The organism is Anabaena sp. FACHB-83 (assembly GCF_014697485.1).
Lineage (GTDB): Bacteria > Cyanobacteriota > Cyanobacteriia > Cyanobacteriales > Nostocaceae > Nostoc_B.
Window position 1 is genome coordinate 25,381 of the sequence record NZ_JACJRY010000016.1, and the last position, 15,894, is coordinate 41,274.

Here is a 15,894-nt window from a genome sequence, read left to right on the forward strand (position 1 = left end):
TTCACCTACACCCTTACGCTTGATTTCTTGCCCGTAGATATCCCGTACACCACGGCAAAAGCATTCAGTACAAATACTGTAAGTATGGGAAAAGTTATAGGGATCGACTTAGGCACGACTAACAGTTGCGTCGCAGTTTTAGAAGGTGGTCAGCCGATTGTAATTGCCAATTCGGAAGGCGGACGAACTACTCCTAGTATTGTGGGATTTGGCAAGGGTGGCGATCGCTTGGTCGGTCAGCTGGCAAAACGCCAAGCCGTAACTAATGCCGAAAATACAGTCTACAGTATCAAACGATTCATCGGTCGTCGTTGGGAAGATACGGAACATGAACGCGATCGCGTTCCTTACAATTGTGTTAAAGGCCGAGATGAAACTGTTGATGTTCAAATTCGTGGCAAAAATTACACCCCTCAAGAAATTTCCGCGATGATTCTGCAAAAATTGAAGCAGGACGCGGAAAATTTTTTAGGAGAATCTGTCACCCAAGCCGTAATTACCGTACCAGCATATTTTACCGATGCCCAAAGACAAGCAACTAAAGATGCTGGGACAATCGCTGGTTTAGAAGTATTACGCATTATCAATGAACCAACGGCGGCGGCTTTAGCTTTTGGCTTGGATAAGCAAGACCAAGAGCAACTAATTCTCGTGTTTGACTTGGGCGGTGGTACGTTCGACGTATCGATTTTGCAACTGGGAGATGGAGTTTTTGAAGTTAAAGCCACTAGCGGTAATAATCAACTAGGTGGTGATGACTTCGATAACTGTATTGTGCGCTGGATGATTGAACGCTTCCAGGAACAAGAAAAAATCAACCTAGCCCAAGACAAAATGGCTTTGCAGCGTCTACGGGAAGCCGCAGAAAAAGCCAAAATTGAACTCTCTAGTATGGGTAATACTTCGATTAACTTGCCATTTATTACCGCCGACGCATCTGGGCCAAAGCATCTAGAGACGGAACTCAGCCGTTCTAAATTTGAAGAACTCGCAGCGCATTTGATTGAGGCGACGATTGAACCCATGATTCAATCCCTCAAAGATGCTGACCTCAAACCCCAAGACATCGACAAAATTATTTTAGTTGGTGGTTCAACTAGGATTCCGGCTGTTCAAAATGCTTTAATTAAATTTTTTAACGGCAAAACGCCCGATCGCTCGATTAACCCAGATGAAGCTGTCGCATTGGGAGCCGCCATTCAAGCGGGTGTTCTCGGTGGTGAAGTTGATAATCTTTTATTATTGGATGTCACTCCCCTGTCTTTGGGGATTGAAACCCTGGGCGAAGTCTTCACCAAAATTATCGAACGTAACACCACAATTCCCACCAGCAAATCTCAAGTTTTTTCCACAGCAATTGATGGTCAAACTTCCGTAGAAATTCACGTTCTCCAAGGGGAACGGGCAATGGCACGGGATAATAAAAGTTTAGGTAAGTTTTTGTTGGCGGGGATTCCTCCGGCTCCCCGTGGTGTCCCGCAAATTGAAGTATCTTTTGAAATTGATGTTAATGGTATCCTAAAAGTTGCGGCTCAAGATAAAGGAACCGGTCGAGAGCAAAGTATTCGGATTACTAACACTGGTGGTTTGAGTGCTAACGAAGTCGAACGGATGCGCCAAGAAGCAGAAGTATTTGCTGAGGAAGACAAAAAACGCAAGGAATTTGTCGAACTGAAAAACCAAGCGGACAATTTGTTAATCAGTTACGAATCTACCTTGAAGGATAATGGCAACTTGATTGGCGAGCAGATGAAAACTTTAGCCCATGAAAAGTTTGTCCAACTGCAAGCTGTGATGAGTAATCCCAGTATTTCTGTGCAAGAATTTCAAAATTGTTTAGATGACTTCCAGCAAACTCTATTTGCGATCGGTGCTGATGTTTATAACCGCGCGAACAATCCCAATACAGAAGAAGGTGAAGCAGGTTCCGAGCCATTATTAGCATCTGGACTAGAAAATTCTGCCAGTGGAACTGTCATCCCTCAATTTAATTTCGATTTTGATGAGGAAATGACTGCACAAGCTGATTATGAGGCGATAGACTAAAGGATAAAGTTTAAAGTATGAAGTATGAAGTTTAAACCTTACATACTTTGTTCTTTAATCTGGAAATTCTGTCTTACTACAGATGCAATGTACTACAAATGGGGGGTTTTCCACACCTAATGGTGCGGTTAGCCCCTCTAGTTCATCAGCAGGGTTTTTTCCTGTCACGTAGCACAATTGTAAAAGAGACAGCCAAAGCTTCTAGCATCTGCTAACTTTGCTGTTAACTTTCGTTAGTCCTTGTCGTCTCCCACGTAACAGTAAATTTGACTCAACATTTGCTGGTGATTTTTATAAAAGGTAAAAGGTACAATCAATTATTAATAAAAGTTAATCTATGCCTTCTGCCTTACAAAAGTGCTGAGTATTGAGTGCTGAGTAAAAAAGTCTAGTCCCTAGCCTCTAATCCCTAGCCTCTAGCCTCTAGCCCCTAATCCCTAGCCTCTAGTCCCTACCTTCTATCTTTTACCTTTGCTATATGTCCCGCGACTATTACGAAATTCTGGGTGTCTCTCGTGACGCCGACAAAGAAGAAATCAAACAAGCTTACCGCCGTTTAGCCCGTAAGTATCACCCAGATGTGAACAAAGAACCGGGCGCAGAGGATCGGTTTAAAGAAATCAACCGCGCTTATGAGGTACTCTCAGAACCAGAAACCAGGGCGCGTTATGATCGCTTTGGCCCAGAAGGTGTTTCCGGTGCTGGTGTGGGCTTTCAAGACATGGGTGATATGGGTGGTTTTGCCGATATCTTTGAAAGCATTTTCAGTGGCTTTGCTGGCGGCGGTATGGGTGGACAGACAGCGCAAAGACGGCGCAGTGGCCCAGTACGGGGTGATGATTTACGACTAGACCTCAAGTTGGATTTCCGCGAAGCAGTATTTGGTGGCGAAAAGGAAATTCGCATTTCTCACCTCGAAACTTGTGAAGCTTGTAATGGTTCAGGCGCAAAACCAGGAACCCGCCCCCGTACTTGTTCCACTTGTAGCGGTTCTGGTCAAGTACGCCGTGTTACTAGAACTCCTTTTGGTAGTTTCACACAAGTTTCCACTTGTCCGACTTGTAATGGTACTGGTTCGGTAATTGAAGATAAGTGTGATGCTTGTGACGGTCGAGGTACAAATCAAGTTACCAAAAAACTCAAAATTACAATTCCGGCTGGGGTAGATAACGGTACACGTTTACGCATAGGACAAGAAGGTGATGCAGGTCAACGTGGTGGCCCTCCCGGAGATTTATACGTTTACCTGTTTGTTAACGAAGATGAAGAATTTCAACGCGATGGCATTAATGTGCTTTCGGAAATTAAGGTGAGCTATTTACAAGCCATTTTAGGCTGTCGTTTGGAAGTGAATACAGTTGACGGGCCAGTGGAATTAATCATTCCCCCAGGAACGCAGCCAAATACAGTGATGAAGCTGGAAAATCGTGGCGTACCTCGTTTGGGTAATCCGGTGAGTCGGGGCGATCATCTCCTAACAGTGTTAATTGATATCCCCACCAAAATCATCCCAGAGGAGAGAGAATTGCTAGAAAAGCTGGCTAAAATTAAAGGCGATCGCACTGGTAAAGGTGGTTTAGAAGGATTCTTGGGGAATTTGTTTAAATAATGAGTCTATCTTCTGTGTCTACTCCCGATGCTCAACTGGATTTGCGCGGTACTCCTTGTCCGATTAATTTTGTGCGGACAAAACTCCGCCTGGAAAAAATGTCGCCAGGAGATTTGCTAGAAGTATGGCTCGACCCCGGAGAACCAATCGAGCAAGTTCCTGATAGCTTAACAATGGCTGGCTATGAGGTAGAGCAAATTACAAACTGTAGCGAGTATTTTTCTTTGTTAGTCCGTCGTCCGGCCGCTAATCAATGATGGCTGTTGCTACTGATGGACAGTTAATCGGTACAGTTTTGGCTGTACAAGCCAATTTTTACAAGGTACAGCTAGATCAAGACGATAGGGAGATAGATCCTGGACATCTCCCTATACTTTTGTGTACCCGTAGAACTAGGTTAAAAAAAATTGGACAGCAGGTGATGGTAGGCGATCGCGTGGTGGTGGAAGAACCAGATTGGGCTGGTGAACGTGGTGCGATCGCAGAAGTTTTACCCCGCACTGGACAATTAGACCGACCTGCGATCGCCAATGTCAACCAAATTATGTTGGTCTTTGCTGTTGCTGATCCGCCTTTAGAAGCTTATCAATTAAGTCGATTTTTAGTCAAAGCTGAGTTCACTGGTTGGGATGTGGTTTTGTGTTTGAATAAAAGCGATTTAATCTCAGCCCAGGAACAGCAAGAAATTAGCGATCGCCTTTTGGCTTGGGGTTATCAACCATTATTTATCAGTGTGCAGAAGAGTATCAATATTGACCAAATATTAACTTATCTTAGTCATAAAACTACTGTAATTGCTGGCCCTTCTGGTGTGGGGAAATCCAGCTTAATTAATGCCTTAATTCCTGATATTAACCTGCGAGTCGGGGAAGTTTCTGGTAAACTTGCCCGTGGTCGCCATACAACGCGCCATGTAGAATTATTTGAATTACCTGATGGTGGTTTGTTAGCTGATACTCCTGGCTTTAATCAACCAGATTTAGATGCTCAACCAGAAGAATTAGTTTACTATTTTCCCGAAGTCAGAAAGCTATTAGAAGCGAATCACTGTCGATTTGGAGATTGTTTGCATCGAGACGAACCTGATTGCGCCGTGCGGGGAAATTGGGAACGCTATGAACATTATCTAGAGTTTTTAGAGGAAGCGATCGCCAGACAAACTCAATTAAACCAACAAGCCGATCCTGAATCTACCTTGAAGTTAAAAACCAAAGGTAAAGGACAGAGTAAATACGAACCCAAACTAGAAAGTAAGAAATATCGTCGAGTTTCCCGCAAAACTCAACTGCAAGCATTACAAGACTTATATCAAGATAGCGAAGAGTGAAATAAACATATATTAGCTCACGCACCCATACCTGAATATCGTTTCAAGCCCGCCCGCCACAACAAACGGTTTGCGCCCAAAAATATCATTGTCCAACCAATCATACATAAAAAACCCCGCCCTATATCTACAGGTAATCCCACCAAAATACTTGCAGGGAAATCAATTAAATAGGGAAAAGGTGTAAATAACACAATATTCCGCACAAATTCAGGAAACACATTTAAAGGTGCAACCATCCCCGATAAAAATAAAAAAAATAAGAACCAGAAATTTTCTAAAGCACTAGCACGTTCTGTCCAAAAAGCTAACACAGCAAAGGTGTACTGAATAACAAACCGCAAGATAAATGCTAACACCACTGCTAACGTAAATAGAAACACTTGCCCAAAACTGGGCAACCAAAAGGACTGGGGATACAGTGCAAAAAATAAAATTATTAGCACTATGGTAAATGGTATCCGCGTTACTCTTTCAGCCAGATGGGAGGCGACATGATGCCATACTGGATCTAGTGGTTGTAATAATCTAGGTGAAAGTTTACCTTCTACCACTTCCTTTTCAAATTCCCAAATTACCCAAGCAACGGTAATTTGTCTAACTACAAAAACTGTGAGAAAATAACGAGAAAAATCTATAGAAGACAGACCAAATTTGCCTCCTTGTGCTGCTTGCATCCAAACACCCATCAGGATTATAGGTAAAGACCCAGACAACACCCATAAAATTAGTTCTGCACGAAACTCCAACATGTAGGTGTTGTATACAGCTAAAAAAGTTAAAGCTTTTCTAATAAATTTTCTCATTTGTTATTTGTTATACAAATTTGAAAGAAGAATGCGACAGATAGAAATCAGGAAAGTTTTATTGGAGCTAGATTTCTTAATTGTGAATTGGTTAGGACTTACGCAAAAAAACTCTCAAACTCTCATTTCTCTGTGACATCTGTGCCTCTGCGGTTCGATTTTCAGTGTCTAGTGCTTAAGTCCTATTAGTAAACTATTAACCCGCAGATCCTTAAGCATCAGGGTCTTCGCCCAATTCTCGTAAACGGGCGGCTAAACGTTCAGCGCGGGCTTGAGCGGCTTGGGCTTGAGCCTGTGCCGTTTCGGCTTGAGCCTGTGCAGCCTCAGCTTGAGCTTGGGCGGCTTCTTCTGGTAAAGGGACAAGATTACCATCAGTATCATAAAACCGCAGCCAAATAGCTGTTTCTCTGTCTACTGTGCCTTCCCATGTTCCCAGCCATAAGCCTAAACGCTGACACCATAGCCAGCCGCCTTCATTTGCTGTTAGGGGCTGATAATTTTGGTTGCCATCTAAATGCCAGCCTTGTAAAGAATTTGGGTCAAAGGGGTCATAGACAAAGTAATCTGGGGTGCGGAAGGTTTGTTGATAAATTTCTTTTTTGGTCACTTTATCAACCCGCGCCGTAGATGGTGACATTAATTCAACAATGACATCTGGGTAACGGCCGTTTTCTTCCCAAACGACCCAACCTTGTCTGGGGATAGTACCATCAACATTGAGGACAGCAAAAAAATCTGGGCCGCGAAAATCATTGTTACGTGCTTGGGTACTGCTGTAGTAGATGAACATATTACCACCTGTGTAAAAGTCGTTTCGGTCAGCCCAAGCTTGCTGTAATGACCGAATTAAGACATTCATGGCAATACGGTGACGATTTGACTCCAAAGGTTCTCCATCATCAAATATTAAATCTGTGGGTGGCATGGGGGGTTGCCAGTCCGCAATATCATCTACGATATCAGTCGTTTGGGATGTGATTTCTAAATCTGGCTTACTTATTGTCATACCAACCCCTAAAGTAGACTGTCAAAACTTGTGCATACACTAATCATTACCAATTTTGCAGCCACCATCCACACAGTATGTTGACTGATAGGTAGTATCACGTTTGCCAAACAGAGTATAACGATTGTCACGGATTTGTTCGTAAAAGCGATTGCCTGCCCATTTCATCCCCGGTATAGTGCGGTAAGCATCCACAAACAAACTGCCCAGTGGTAATAACTTGCCAATTTCTTCGGCTGCATCACTACCTTGCCAACGTCGTTCAGGGGCATTAGCATCAATTAATATCATTCCTTGTTGACAATCTTGGGATGTAATGCCCCATTGTGTAAGTGTTTGTTCGTCTTGCATCGCAGCATAAAGAAACAGTTTACCTTGGTCTAAAGTTTCTAAAAATTGGACTAAGGTAACGCAGAGATTGCAATTTCCGTCATATATTACGTAATAATTCATTTAAATAGCATTTTTATTTCGGATTACGGTTTAAGTATAGCGTTACACATATATTTATTATCTCTGCGGTGAGGATGATGCTGGAAGAGACAATCCTAAAAGTTGATTTTACTCAAGAAGATGCTTGTGCAGAAGTTCTGCCGCGATCGCATATAAGTTCTAGTTACAATGCCAAATGGGATGGTATTCGTCTAGATATTCATCACCAGCCTGCCCATGAAACCCCCGAACATTCAACCCAACAACATATCATCTCGATCAACTTAGACTATCATCTTCTCCAAGCAGAAAGAGTTTTAGACGGACGCTTTCAGCAAGAACATATTCTTAATGGTGATGTCGCCATTATTCCCGCCAATACCCCTCACGTCTGTCGTTGGACATCGGAAACTGATTTTCTACTCCTGAGTTTAGACCCTACTTTTTTCAATCAAATTATCTTAGAGTCGGTTGATTTACAAGGTGTGGAGTTAACACCCTACTTTGCTGCACCGGAACCGTTAATTCAGCAAATAGCTTTAGCCCTGAAGTCAGAATTAGAATCAGGTGGTGTCGGTAGCCAACTGTATATTGAGTCTCTCAAAACTACACTCTGTGTTCACCTGCTAAAACACCACTCAGTCACCAGTAATAAAGTTTCGCAGTTGTTGAATCATAAAGGTCTTTCGCCAAGAAAGTTACGTCAAGCTGTTTCATACATCCATGACAACCTCGAACGAGATTTGACATTAACAGAAATTGCGGCAGTTGTGGGAATGAGTATGTATCATTTTTCTCGCTTATTTAAACAATCTACAGGTCTGGCACCGCATCAGTATGTGATTAATTGCCGAATTGCTAAAGCAAAAAAACTTTTAACTGGAACTGAAAAAACAATCGAACAAATATCAGAACAAGTTGGTTTTCAAAGTCAAAGTCATTTTACCAATGTCTTTCGCAAGCTCATGGGGATAACACCAAAAGCATACAGAGAGCATGTAAAAATTTGATTATTTAATCAACAGAATACGGAAGTGCTGAGTTATGAGTTATGAGTAAAAAGTAAAATGAATTGCACGTCAGCTCATAGAGTCTAAAGTTAACCCAGGGTGCTTCGAGCCGGGAACCATACGCTAGTCATGGGGGTTCACTCAGCACTCAGCACTTTCAACTCAGCACTCCTAAAAGTTATGTTTTCCCGCTCACAATTCCTGACCACTGGACTTTTTTCTGTTGTTCACGACGGTAGGAAAAGAAATGTTCAGGAGTTTGGTATGTACAATAAGGGGCGATCGCAATTTGTTCGGCACTAATGCCCAAATTTTCTAACTGCAAAGTATTTACCCGTCGTACATCAACTCTCACTTTTCCTGGTTCTGGATCAGCTAATAAGGGAGGATTGGGTAATTCATGTAACGCCTGAACAATTTTTTGGGTGTCATTATGTGATATAATACTGGCTCCAATTTCCGCAGCTACCTCAACTGAGACTTGATAAACTTCCCCAGCGATCGCCGGGCCGAGAGCAACTCTTAAGTCCTGTACTTGACTTCCTTGGGCTTGTAATCGCGCGATCGCCTGGGGGACAATCTTCGCCGCCGTCCCTCGCCAACCAGCGTGTAATGCAGCTACCTGTCCAGTTCGCACATCCCCAATTAATACAGGTGTACAGTCTGCACTGGCTACCCAAACTGCTTGTAAAGGTTGTTCGGTAATTAAACCATCCGCCAAGGCAAAAGCAGATTCCTCATCGCCTGTAATTTCCTTAACTTGGGAATCAACTTCTTGGGGCGTGAGAACAGTATTGCCATGTACCTGTTTTAAGCGATACGCCGATGCTTCTGGGTGCAGAACGGGAGTTAAATCTTGGGGCGATCGCGGCCAGAACTGGTGAGTAAAAAAGCCGTGTTGCCAGTTTGCTAAAAGACTACAGGTAAGGTACGGCAGTCCTTCCCAATTGCGCCAGTGCCAAGTGTGCATCTTGAACCTAACCAAAAATAGAGGGTATTGAATATGAGGTTTTGGTATGCAGGATGAAAAATTACAGGATTTACACAGTGAGACGAAAAATCAATGGTTTGGTAAGGGTGAAAGGGTATAGGGATGTATGTATTCAAAACCCTTACACTCCTACCCTTTCACCCCTTCACCCAATCTCCACAGATAAACTGCGTGCGTAAGTCCTGATGTTTTCCTTCCTACTCCCTATTCCCTTTTATCAAAATCAGCCAATTAATGTTAACTTGAACAACGGTATTTGCGGTTCATGTCTGTGGAATTTGATCGACAAAAGTTAGAATTAGCATTGCAATCAGGAAGAAACGGGGAAAATTCATTATTTTCGCTACATATTTTTGATCATCTTGCTTCCACTAATCAAACATTGTGGAATTTATTAGCCCAGGGTGCAGAATCTTGGTCTGTGGTGATTGCCCAACAACAAACTGCGGGTAGAGGACAATGGGGAAGACAATGGATTTCTCACCCTGGTGGGCTATACCTTTCTGTTGCGATCGCCCCTAAACTAGAAGCTAGTGCCAGTTATCAACTAACTTTAGCTAGTGCTTGGGGTATAGCTAACCAACTGCGCTGTTATGGCGTGGATGTGGGAATTAAATGGCCTAATGATCTAGTTTTAAATGGTCGTAAATTAGGTGGCATTTTAACAGAAACCAAAATCAATCATGGCTATATTCATCAAGCAGTAATTGGAGTTGGGATTAACTGGACAAACCCAGTACCCGAAACGGGAATTAACCTCGAAATGTGGCAAGCCTGCTACGCTACCAAACCGATTTCTTGTCTGGAAACTCTCACTTCCGTCGTTTTACGGGGAATAGAGTCCGGTATGGAATGCCTTGTTAAAGAAGGAATAAATATACTCTTGTCTCGCTATTTGGAATTACTCACCAATGTGGGTGACAAAGTGTACATTCATGATTTGGCAGGCACTGTAGTCGGCGTTACTTCTCAGGGTGAATTACGTGTTTCTGTGGAAACGTATGATACAACAGACATAAAAACAACAGAACTTTATATTGAACCCGGTACAATTACGCTAGGGTACCGTAAATCTTCTGTACCATTGTAGGTTTGTTATAAATTTAGCTCTTTGGGCAAGACAAACCACTGGCATCATCTCTTGAGGCAAATTTAAAATAACTGAGAGAACTAATGACGCAGCGCAATACATCTGCCCATAATCACTCCCAAGGCTCGAACCAGCAAGGTATGACCAAAAAACGTTTTGTATCTACCCTGCCAGCCCAGAGTCTCTGTTTACTAAGTAGCTTTAGCCTGCTTAGTGGTGGCTTCGTTTTTGCCCAAACAGAAACATCCATCGATAACATTGTTCCTGTAGAAAATTCCCAACCAACAGCTAAAACAAATTTCATCAAAAAAGATATTGTTATCCCAGCAGCCCCCAAGGCGCAGGCGGAATTTTCTCAAAGACGAGCTAACCTCAACCAAAGACTCCGCAAACCAGAGGTTGCACAATCCAAAGAGCCTGTTAGACAGTCGAAACCGCAAGCTGAAGCAGCCGTTGAGCCAGTTTTTACAACTCGGCAGGAACGCACCCCAACACCAACTGCACAGCCGAAACCATCCAGCGTCCGCACCGCTAAACCCAAGCTGGAAGTCACTCAACCAAGTGCCAGTGCTAGAGAAGAGGTAGTTAAACCAGTAGCGCCGCGCACCATACCAGAAACACTTCCAAAAGTCGCTCAACCGGTGAATAACTCTAACAGCACAGTTGAAGCCACGACTGGAAAAGTTAAAGATTCTAACAACGCCTACATTGACTCCAACAATTACGGCACTGAGGCGACAAATACTTATCAAGCCCCCAATTCTGTAATCATCACAGAACGTTCTAGTGGTTGTCGCACAATTTTGCCATCAGGACAAGCTATATCCCTCGGTTTTTGTAACCAAGCTCAACCTGCTGGTAATCAGCGTGTCGCTTCTGAGAGTAAACCCGCCCCCAATTGGCTGAAAAAAAGCCAAAATGCTCAGTTAGCTACTGCGCCCTTAGCGCGGCCTATCAATAGTACGGGTAACACCCCTACAACCCGTGTTGCTTATGGTGGGGAAGTTAAGACAGCCTTTAGTCCTAATCGGTTTATTCCTAATCCCAACGATTTTGGTGCAACCAAAGTCAGCGCCACACCCGTTGCACCCAGCGCCGGTGCTTTAGCCCCACCAACAATTGAAGGGAACTTAGCACCCCGTGTTAGTACTGTGGCTTACGATATTCCTTTAGCCTCAGTTCTGCCCCAAATTCCCTTTACAAATACCATTGCCTATCGTGGTGGTACAGGTATTAGCTATCCCCTGTCTATTCCAGCCACAATTACATCGTTGTTTGGCTGGCGAATTCACCCCATTACGGGCAATCGCCGTTTCCATGCGGGTACAGATTTAGGTGCACCGATGGGTACACCAATTCTCGCCGCCGCTAAAGGTCAGGTAGAGACAGCTGGTTGGGTTGGTGGTTATGGCTTGACAGTGATTTTGAATCATAATTCCGCCCAGCAAACCCTTTACGGTCACATGTCCGAAATCTTTGTCCAACCTGGACAAGTTGTGGAATCAGGAATGGTAATTGGCAGAGTTGGTAGTACAGGCAACTCTACAGGGCCACACCTACACTTTGAAGCGCGTCAATTGACCCAGGATGGATGGGTGGCTGTTGATCCCAATGGACAATTACAAGCAGGTCTGAGTCAGTTGTTAAACTCCATTCGCACAGCCCAAGTAGGTGGCGATTCAGGAAGTTAATAAGTATGAAGGCTGAAGTATGAAGTCTGAAAAATCAATTTCATACTTCACACTTCATACTTCAGACTTTTACAAATATCCGTGTTCTGCTAAGAATGTTGGGGTAATTTCATTAAATCCAGTCTCATCGGATGATGTTGACTGTTTTTTGCCAGGGTAAAGAAATTTTTCCACGTACTTGCCGAGAATATCTCCTTCTAAATTTACCCAACTGCCAGAGACAAGATAGCGGAGATTGGTGTCAGCGTAGGTGAGGGGAATAACAGCTACAGTAAATTGCGACAGTTCTGGTTCGTAGGCAGCTACTGTGAGACTGATGCCATTGACCGCAATGCTACCTTTAGGGACAATATACCGCGCGATCGCTTCAGGTGCAGTAAATGTCATTTCCCAAGAAGTCACCGTCTGTTGGGCTGTAAGTAATCGACCTACACCGTCTACATGACCCATGACAAAATGACCGCCGACTTTACTACCCACCCGCAGCGAAGCTTCTAAATTCACATAACTCTGTTTTGTTTCTTCTAGACCTAGTGTAGTGCGACGCAGCGTTTCTGGAGAAGCTGTGGCTATAAACCCATCTTTTAAAATTTCTTCAACAGTTAAGCAAACCCCATCTACAGCCACGCTGTCACCGTAAGCTAAATCCTGCATAATTACATTAGATGACTGACTCACACAAGTAATTTGCCAAGAATCGCCCCCTAGGGGTTTGATTGTTCCTAAACTTTGGACTAATCCTGTAAACACGGCTGTTCTGTGAAACTAACTCTATTTATTGCCTAATTTTGCCGAAAATCAACTGGTATTTCTTACAAGAATGCAAGACATTTTAAGTATAATTTCTGACTGTTTTTATTATAAGGTTGATAACACATTCACCTCTTTCTCAAGGCATACTTGGTTAAGAAGGTGATTGTCTAGGTAGACTCCTTTAACTTACTCTGGTGTTCACACCAAGTTAGGAGTTTAATAGAAGCAATTATAGAAAACCTGCCTATGTTTATTTCTTCTCTTTACACACCCAGAAAAGGTATAAAATGTTACCAATATTTCAAGCTCTCCCAGAATTGTAGAGGCTTCGCCAATGATTGAAATGAAAGTCGCTGGCATAGCATTAGATGCCATAACTCGTAGCCCGATTGTACTGTTAAAAGATGCGTCAGATCGGCGTGCTTTACCAATTTATATTGGTCAAGAACAGGCTAGGGCAATTATGGGGGCGCTGGAGAATCAAAAGCCGCCCAGACCGTTAACTCATGACTTAATGGTAAATATTCTAGAGACGTGGAATATGACTCTAGAAAAGGTGATTATTCATTCCTTGCAGAAGGACACATTTTATGCAGCTTTGATTGTGCAGCAAGGCGAAGTCAAAAAAGAAATTGATGCACGTCCCAGTGATGCGATCGCCATAGCCCTCCGTACAAATACGCCAATTTGGGTTATGGAAGAAGTAGTTGCTGATGCCTCAATTCCCGTAGATCGTGATGCTGATGAAGCAGAGCAAGAAGCGTTTCGTGAATTTATCTCCAATCTCCGTCCTGAAGATTTGATTAAGCGTTTCGGTAATGGCGATAGCTAAAGAAAGTGCTAATTAATGAGTGCGGAGTGCTGGAAAAGAAAGAGTTCCAGAATTAAAGAAGAATCCAGAAAGTTTGATTCTGACTCCTGAATTTTATTCTGATAATTTTCCTGCTTTCTTTTTCACACTTCATTCTCAGTGTAACTGCTCTTAATTGTATTTATACTCAGAATTTAGCACTCAAATTTGGTTACTGGAACTCATGCAATACCGACGCTTTGGCAAAACAAATCTCTACCTCTCGGTTTTTTCTTTAGGGACAATGCGCTATTTGGCTGATGCTGAAAATGCTCAGAAAACCATCGCTCAAGCCTTAGCTCTAGGAATTAATCATATAGAAACAGCCAGAGGTTATGGCAAAAGTGAGGAGTATCTTGGCCAAGCGATTCAAAATGGGTTGTCTTTACCGCGTTCCCAACTGTACATCACCACAAAAATTCCCCCAACAGCCGACGCTGATAGTATGCGGCGGTACATTGATGAATCTTTAGCGCGATTACATCTAGATTATGTAGATTGTTTAGGAATCCACGGTTTAAATACTTGGGAGCATTTACAGTGGGTGCAAGCCAAAAGTGGTTGTATGCAAGCTGTCCAAGAAGCAATTGCAGATGGTCGAGTGCGACACGTTGGCTTTTCCACCCACGCAGCTTTAGAGCTAATTCAAGCAGCAATAAGTACAGATTTATTTGAATTTGTCAACCTGCATTATTACTATTTTTTTCAACGTCACGCCCCAGCAATTGAGTTAGCTGTCAAAAAAGATATGGGCGTATTTATTATTTCCCCGGCTGACAAAGGCGGAAAACTCTACACGCCACCCCAAACCCTCAAAGATTTATGTCAGCCCTATTCGCCCTTAGAATTAAATTATCGATTTTTGCTGAGTGATAGCCGGATTACAACTTTGAGTGTCGGCGCAGCCAAGCCAGAAGAATTAATCGCACCTTTACAAGTTGCTGATAGAAATAATGAATTAACATCAGCAGAAACTTCTATTTTTCAACGCTTAGAAAATCATCAAAATAATATTTTAGGGACTGATAAATGTAGTCAATGCTATGCTTGTTTACCTTGTCCAGAAAATATCAATATTCCAGAAGTATTGCGGTTACGTAATTTAGCCGTGGCATACAATATGACAGATTATGGGCAGTATCGTTACGGAATGTTTGAAAATGCAGGTCATTGGTTCCCCGGTATAAAAGCTAATCGGTGTACAGAATGTGGTGATTGTTTACCGAGATGTCCTGAAAACTTAGATATTCCAGCTTTATTAAATGATGCTCATGAAAAATTACAAGGTAAAACAGGTAGAAGATTATGGGGATGAACAAGAATTCAGAAGTCAGAATTATGTAGTCTGGCTCATGACAGTTAAAGATACAGAATGAGAGTTTAATATTTCTTTGTCATCTTGTAACACATTTTCCCCACCGCGAATTATAATAAGGATATAAAGCAGATGGGTCCGTAACGGTTTCGACAGGTTGGCGAACGCTACTCTGTGACTCAGGTCGAGAGTGAGTCTTCTCTCGCAAATATCAGGCTCAAAAAAAAGTAAATGCGAATAACATCGTAAAATTTGCTCGTAAGGATGCTCTAGTAGCTGCCTAATAGCCTCTTATAGGTTCGAGCGTCTTTAGTCCGACTCCGTTAAGGGCTAGAGACCAACCCCAACGGATGCTCCAGCAGGTGTTCTCTGGTTGGCTTGCTGGCTAAGACTTAATCAGAGCATCCTACGTTCGGGATAATGAACGATTCCCGCCTTGAGGGTCAGAAAGGCTAAACCTGTGAATGAGCGGGGGGTCAATACCCAATTTGGACAGCAGTTCGACTCTGCTCGGATCCACTTAAAGTAACCAACAAATCCACCAAACAATTGTTTAGGTGGATTTTGTTTTGCGACTATGGAATATGACTAGGAGTTATAGCGTTTCTGATTCTAGTGAAGTACAAGCAAGAATAATTAACCGCAGATGGACACAGATGGACGCTGATAAATTTGTACCTCAGTAGACTAAGAAAGGCTATATACCAATTCGCAATTCGCAATTAAGAAATCTAGCTCCAGTAAGACTTTCCTGATTTCTATCTGTCGCATTCTTTTCTTAAATTGGTATTACGTACAAAGATTGGGTGTCAGGGTATGAGGGTGTGAGGGTGTAAGATTGCTATAGTTAAAGCTAAAAATTACAGCAAATTTCAAGTGAGTGAAGTACACAATTGAGTTTTCAAAACTAGTTAGAGAGCCTATTCTCATTTTGAATTCTTACTTCTGACTCCTGAATTCTGCTGTAG

14 protein-coding genes and 1 other RNA gene are annotated in these 15,894 nt (G+C 42.7%); 10 read left to right on the forward strand and 5 right to left on the reverse strand.

Annotation, left to right across the window (positions count from 1 at the left end; genetic code table 11):
- Window positions 1-84: 84 nt before the first annotated feature.
- The 4 genes from dnaK to rsgA all read left to right on the forward strand — a co-directional run bounded on the left by dnaK (window position 85) and on the right by rsgA (window position 4,982).
- A complete protein-coding gene (gene dnaK / locus H6G79_RS19220) occupies window positions 85-2,046 on the forward strand; it encodes a molecular chaperone DnaK (protein WP_190591484.1) in 1,962 nt (653 codons plus the stop codon).
- A gap of 478 nt (window positions 2,047-2,524) precedes the next feature.
- Window positions 2,525-3,655: a molecular chaperone DnaJ gene (dnaJ, locus tag H6G79_RS19225; RefSeq protein WP_190591485.1), complete on the forward strand. Its 1,131-nt coding sequence runs from the start codon at window positions 2,525-2,527 to the stop codon at window positions 3,653-3,655.
- Entirely contained in the window at window positions 3,655-3,912 is a 258-nt protein-coding gene (locus H6G79_RS19230; protein WP_190591486.1) for a sulfurtransferase TusA family protein, read from the forward strand. The genes dnaJ and H6G79_RS19230 overlap by 1 nt, the downstream gene beginning before the upstream one ends.
- Window positions 3,912-4,982, forward strand: a complete 1,071-nt coding sequence (gene rsgA, locus H6G79_RS19235; protein WP_190591559.1) for a small ribosomal subunit biogenesis GTPase RsgA — start codon at window positions 3,912-3,914, stop codon at window positions 4,980-4,982. The genes H6G79_RS19230 and rsgA overlap by 1 nt, the downstream gene beginning before the upstream one ends.
- A gap of 17 nt (window positions 4,983-4,999) precedes the next feature.
- On the opposite strand, the gene H6G79_RS19240 is transcribed toward rsgA, so the two are convergent.
- From H6G79_RS19240 to H6G79_RS19250, 3 genes are all read right to left on the reverse strand, one after another.
- A complete protein-coding gene (locus H6G79_RS19240; RefSeq protein WP_190591487.1) occupies window positions 5,000-5,788 on the reverse strand; it encodes an ABC-2 family transporter protein in 789 nt (262 codons plus the stop codon).
- A 211-nt stretch (window positions 5,789-5,999) separates the two neighbouring features.
- On the reverse strand, window positions 6,000-6,794 hold the full coding sequence (locus H6G79_RS19245; RefSeq protein ID WP_190591488.1) for a Uma2 family endonuclease: 795 nt from the start codon (window positions 6,792-6,794) through the stop codon (window positions 6,000-6,002).
- Between the two features lie 39 nt (window positions 6,795-6,833).
- Entirely contained in the window at window positions 6,834-7,247 is a 414-nt protein-coding gene (locus H6G79_RS19250) for a thiol-disulfide oxidoreductase DCC family protein (protein ID WP_190591489.1), read from the reverse strand.
- 74 nt (window positions 7,248-7,321) lie between these two features.
- Between H6G79_RS19250 and H6G79_RS19255 the strand changes: the two genes are divergently transcribed.
- Window positions 7,322-8,236, forward strand: a complete 915-nt coding sequence (locus H6G79_RS19255; protein WP_396019810.1) for a helix-turn-helix domain-containing protein — start codon at window positions 7,322-7,324, stop codon at window positions 8,234-8,236.
- A gap of 178 nt (window positions 8,237-8,414) precedes the next feature.
- Here H6G79_RS19255 and pgeF read toward each other — a convergent pair whose 3' ends face one another.
- On the reverse strand, window positions 8,415-9,206 hold the full coding sequence (pgeF, locus tag H6G79_RS19260) for a peptidoglycan editing factor PgeF (RefSeq protein ID WP_190591490.1): 792 nt from the start codon (window positions 9,204-9,206) through the stop codon (window positions 8,415-8,417).
- Between the two features lie 286 nt (window positions 9,207-9,492).
- Here pgeF and H6G79_RS19265 point away from each other — a divergent pair, with 286 nt between their 5' ends.
- A complete protein-coding gene (locus tag H6G79_RS19265) occupies window positions 9,493-10,317 on the forward strand; it encodes a biotin--[acetyl-CoA-carboxylase] ligase (protein WP_190591491.1) in 825 nt (274 codons plus the stop codon).
- Between the two features lie 83 nt (window positions 10,318-10,400).
- On the forward strand, window positions 10,401-12,008 hold the full coding sequence (locus tag H6G79_RS19270) for a M23 family metallopeptidase (RefSeq protein WP_190591492.1): 1,608 nt from the start codon (window positions 10,401-10,403) through the stop codon (window positions 12,006-12,008).
- A gap of 69 nt (window positions 12,009-12,077) precedes the next feature.
- Here H6G79_RS19270 and H6G79_RS19275 read toward each other — a convergent pair whose 3' ends face one another.
- Window positions 12,078-12,758, reverse strand: coding sequence for a riboflavin synthase (locus H6G79_RS19275; RefSeq protein ID WP_190591493.1), 681 nt, complete (start codon window positions 12,756-12,758; stop codon window positions 12,078-12,080).
- Window positions 12,759-13,095: 337 nt separating this feature from the next.
- On the opposite strand from H6G79_RS19275, the gene H6G79_RS19280 reads away from it, so the two are divergent.
- From H6G79_RS19280 to ssrA, 3 genes are all read left to right on the forward strand, one after another.
- Window positions 13,096-13,593, forward strand: a complete 498-nt coding sequence (locus H6G79_RS19280) for a bifunctional nuclease family protein (RefSeq protein WP_062294732.1) — start codon at window positions 13,096-13,098, stop codon at window positions 13,591-13,593.
- A gap of 202 nt (window positions 13,594-13,795) precedes the next feature.
- On the forward strand, window positions 13,796-14,926 hold the full coding sequence (locus H6G79_RS19285; protein WP_190591494.1) for an aldo/keto reductase: 1,131 nt from the start codon (window positions 13,796-13,798) through the stop codon (window positions 14,924-14,926).
- Window positions 14,927-15,060: 134 nt separating this feature from the next.
- Window positions 15,061-15,448, forward strand: a transfer-messenger RNA (tmRNA) gene (ssrA, locus tag H6G79_RS19290).
- Window positions 15,449-15,894: the final 446 nt, after the last annotated feature.

Bases quoted from the DNA above. Each gene is read 5' to 3' on its own strand.
- dnaK (WP_190591484.1), top strand. From the start codon at position 85: ATGGGAAAAGTTATAGGGATCGACTTAGGCACGACTAACAGTTGCGTC.
- dnaJ (WP_190591485.1), top strand. From the start codon at position 2,525: ATGTCCCGCGACTATTACGAAATTCTGGGTGTCTCTCGTGACGCCGAC.
- H6G79_RS19230 (WP_190591486.1), top strand. From the start codon at position 3,655: ATGAGTCTATCTTCTGTGTCTACTCCCGATGCTCAACTGGATTTGCGC.
- rsgA (WP_190591559.1), top strand. From the start codon at position 3,912: ATGGCTGTTGCTACTGATGGACAGTTAATCGGTACAGTTTTGGCTGTA.
- H6G79_RS19240 (WP_190591487.1), bottom strand. From the start codon at position 5,788: ATGAGAAAATTTATTAGAAAAGCTTTAACTTTTTTAGCTGTATACAAC.
- H6G79_RS19245 (WP_190591488.1), bottom strand. From the start codon at position 6,794: ATGACAATAAGTAAGCCAGATTTAGAAATCACATCCCAAACGACTGAT.
- H6G79_RS19250 (WP_190591489.1), bottom strand. From the start codon at position 7,247: ATGAATTATTACGTAATATATGACGGAAATTGCAATCTCTGCGTTACC.
- H6G79_RS19255 (WP_396019810.1), top strand. From the start codon at position 7,322: ATGATGCTGGAAGAGACAATCCTAAAAGTTGATTTTACTCAAGAAGAT.
- pgeF (WP_190591490.1), bottom strand. From the start codon at position 9,206: ATGCACACTTGGCACTGGCGCAATTGGGAAGGACTGCCGTACCTTACC.
- H6G79_RS19265 (WP_190591491.1), top strand. From the start codon at position 9,493: ATGTCTGTGGAATTTGATCGACAAAAGTTAGAATTAGCATTGCAATCA.
- H6G79_RS19270 (WP_190591492.1), top strand. From the start codon at position 10,401: ATGACGCAGCGCAATACATCTGCCCATAATCACTCCCAAGGCTCGAAC.
- H6G79_RS19280 (WP_062294732.1), top strand. From the start codon at position 13,096: ATGATTGAAATGAAAGTCGCTGGCATAGCATTAGATGCCATAACTCGT.
- H6G79_RS19285 (WP_190591494.1), top strand. From the start codon at position 13,796: ATGCAATACCGACGCTTTGGCAAAACAAATCTCTACCTCTCGGTTTTT.